This window comes from Mycobacterium alsense, assembly GCF_002086635.1.
In the GTDB taxonomy this organism is placed as follows: Bacteria; Actinomycetota; Actinomycetes; order Mycobacteriales; family Mycobacteriaceae; genus Mycobacterium; species Mycobacterium alsense.
On the sequence record NZ_MVHD01000109.1, the window covers coordinates 1 to 3565 of the forward strand.

The following is a 3565-nucleotide window of genomic DNA, read 5'->3' on the forward strand; positions in this document are numbered from 1 at the left end:
AAGGGTTCGAGGACATCATCCCAGCTCAGCGATCCTCAAAAGGCTCGACACGCCCCGACTTTTTCAGGTCGAAGTAGTTACTGCTCATGGCCTATCAGCCGGAAGCCACGACCCATCCCACGATTTGGCTCGTGGCCGGGCCACGCCCATCTGCGATCAATTAATATGACGCCATCACGAGCCAGATGTCCGCAGGCAATTCGTGCCGCGGCGATACGTCGGAGAGTGTGCCATGGCAACGATCCATTTCATTTCGGGCCTGCCGCGTTCGGGTTCGACTTTGCTGGCCGCGTTGCTGCGGCAAAACCCGCGATTCGAGGCCGGGATGTCGGGTCCGCTAGCCGGCCTGTTTGGTGCCCTGTTGGGCGAAATGAGTGCGCGCAACGAGTTTTCGGTGTTTATCGACGACGCCAAGCGCGAGCGGATCCTGCGTGGCTTGTTCGACAACTTCTATGCCGAACCCACTGCCGAGGTGATTTTTGATACCAACCGCTTCTGGTGTGGGTGGATGCCGGCGGTTTCGCGGTTGTTCCCCGACGCGAAAGTCATTGCCTGCGTGCGGGACCTGCCCTGGGTCGTGGACAGCATCGAGCGGTTGATTCAACACAACGTCTTTAGCCCCTCGTCGATTTTCAACTACAGCGCAGGCGGCACGGTCTATTCTCGTGCCCAACAGGTGGTTGCGCCCGAGGGCATGGTCGGCGGTCCCTACGACGCCCTGAAGCAGGCATGCTATGGCGCGCAACGGGATCGGCTGATGCTATTGCAGTACGAAACCTTGACCACACACCCCGCCAAAGCTATGGAGGCGATCTACGGGTTTGTCGGGGAGCCGGTGTTCGACCACGACTTCGATCATGTCGATTACGACGTCACCGAATTCGACGAACGGGCCGGCACACCGGGCCTGCATACCGTGCGAGGCAGGGTCAAGGCCGAGCCGCGTGAGACCTTGCTGCCGCCGGATCTGTTCAAACGCTTTGTGCGAGATGCATTTTGGCGCGACCCGGAGAGGATTCCCGACGGACTGCGGGTCGTGTGAATCCTCGCCTGTCGTTAAGCGAAGAGCGACGTCCGCACGTGCGACCGGGCTTAGCGTACGAGATGCAAGGGTACTCAGTCGCTGCACTTGAGCCGGGTGCCCGCGACGGCGCGGCCGCCGCGGCTGAACCGATACTTTCGGTATCTGCACCTTTGGTGCGAGAGATGTGTGGCCCCAATGGGTTATGTGCGAGCGAAGTCGACGCCAACGGCGGCGGGACGCGAGTTCGCCCCGCAGCGGAGCGCTTGGTGAGCCGGTGCCGCGGCGCAGTCCTTGGCTCACTCAATGATGTGACGCAACGGACCATGGACTCGCCCGCGGACTGCTGAGGACCTCAGCCAATCCGCGGGTTTCGACAGCGGGGGCGTACACACCGGCGACGCGGACACCTGTTGTGGGCGTCCCGGAATGTCGTGGGCGACGATGTGGTCGGTTCCGCGCCAGCCAGCCCGCGTGCGTCCTGGCGCCGCAAAAGTCACCGCGGCCGGGTCTTTCGACGGGGAGGCATTGACATATGAATCACCGGCGGACTGTCACGGGTTGTTTGCGCCGTCGACGCCATTCGCGCCGTCGGTGTTGCCAATGCCGGCGCCGCCATCGGTGCCGTTGCCGCCGGTACCGCCGACGGTGAAGGTGGCGTCGCCGCCGTTGCCGCCGTTGCCACCGGTGCCACCGTGGCCGGTACCGGTGAGACTGCCGGCGCCGCCGATCCCGCCATGCCCGCCAATGCCGTCGGTCGTGGTGCCGGCGTTCCCGGTGCCACCGTGGCCGCCGACCCCGCCGAACGCCGCGGCGGTGCTTCCACCCGCGCCACCGGCCCCGCCGTAGCCACCGACCGCCATGGTGCCGGTGCCGAACTTCACGGCCGCGTTGCCGCCGTAGCCGCCGGCTCCGCCGAGGGCACCGTTGGTGCCACCGTTACCGCCGGCCCCGCCGGCGCCGCCGGTCGCGGTGGCGCCTGTGACGGTGGCGTCGGACAACACGTAGCCAAAGCCGCCATTGCCGCCCATACCGTTGCCGGTGCCGGTGCCGCTGGCACCGCCCGCACCGCCGATGCCGGTGCTGTTGTTGGCGACTGTGCCGTACTCGCCGAAGACGCCGCCTCTACCGCCGGCGCCGCCGTGACCGCCGTCGTAGCCGGCACCGCCGGCCCCGCCGATACCGGTACCCGCAGTGACGGTGCCGCCGCTGTATTGACCGCCGTCGCCGGCGTCGACCAAGCCGGTGCCACCGGCGCCCCCAATGCCGCCGGTGCTGCCGGCGCCGCCGGCCCCGCCGGCGGAGGTACCGCTGGCGCTGGCGATATGACCGAGCCCGCTGGTGGCTGCGTTGAAGGCGTTGCCGCCGACACCGCCCATGCTGCCGGCGCCGGTGCCCGCACCGCCGGCACCACCGGTGGCCGTGCCGCTCGCCGTGGCACTGCCCGAGCTGCTGCCGTAGGCAAAGATGTCGCCCTTGCCGCCGGCGCCGCCAGTGCCGCCACTGGTGCCGGCACCGCCGATCCCACCGGTCGCGTAGCCGCCAGTGACCGCGCCAGCCCCGCCGACCCCGCCGGTGGCGGTGATGATGCCGTCGCCCCCGGCACCGCCAGTGCTGCCGGTGCCTGTGCCCGCCCCACCGATCGCGCCGGTGCCGGTGCTGCTGGCGACGGTGGTGCCTGCGCCGGATGCTGTGACGATGGCGTGGCCGCCGGCGCCGCCGGTACCGCCGCCGCCGCCGTAACCTCCGACGCCGCCGGTCGCGTCGCTTTGGGCGACGGTGCCCCCATTGGTTGCCGCGACGGTGGCGTAGCCGCCGACGCCGGCGGTGCTGCCAGCGCCCCCAGTGGCGCCGGCTCCGCCAGCCCCGCCCGTGGCATCGCTATGGGTGACGGCACCGCCACTGAAGGCTTGGAGAGTGGCTTTGCCCCCGGTGCCGCCGGTGCTGCCTGCCGCGCTGGTGGTGCCCGCCCCCCCGGCCCCGCCGGCCGCGCCGACGGCAGCGCTGTTAGTCATGGTGCTCCCGGCATAGCCACTAACCAGCGCGGTGCCTCCGCCGCCACCGTCGCCACCGTCATGGCCGACGCCATTGCCGCCAGCCCCGCCAGCCCCACCAACCCCGCCGGTAGCGGTGGTCCCGGTGCCGCCAAAGTTCACCAAACCTTGGCCCCCGGCGCCGCCGACCCCGCCGAGGGCGCCGTTGGTGCCACCGTTGCCCCCGACCCCACCGGCCCCGCCGAGGGCCGTAGCACCGTCGATGCTCGACATCGACAACGCATAACCGTTGCCGCCATGACCGCCCACACCGTTGCCGACGCCGGTGCCGCTGTTGCCGCCCGCGCCGCCGATGCCGGTGCTGTGGTCAGCGACCGTGCCGTACTCACCGAACACGCCACCCTTACCGCCGGCCCCACCGACGCCACCGTCAAAGCCGGCACCGCCAGCCCCGCCGGTGCCCGTACCCGCAGTAACGGTGCCACCGCTGTACTGACCGCCGGCCCCGGCGTCGACCAAGCCAGTGCCACCGGCCCCACCCGTCCCTCCG

The 3565-nt window shown here is 69.8% G+C and carries 1 protein-coding gene and 1 pseudogene; one reads left to right on the forward strand and one right to left on the reverse strand.

The features are described from left to right. Positions 1-232: 232 nt before the first annotated feature. A complete protein-coding gene (locus BST11_RS26600) occupies positions 233-1042 on the forward strand; it encodes a sulfotransferase family protein (protein ID WP_083141153.1) in 810 nt (269 codons plus the stop codon). 533 nt (positions 1043-1575) lie between these two features. Here BST11_RS26600 and BST11_RS29050 read toward each other — a convergent pair. Beyond that, positions 1576-3565 (reverse strand): annotated as a pseudogene (locus tag BST11_RS29050) (PE family protein); the annotation flags it as partial.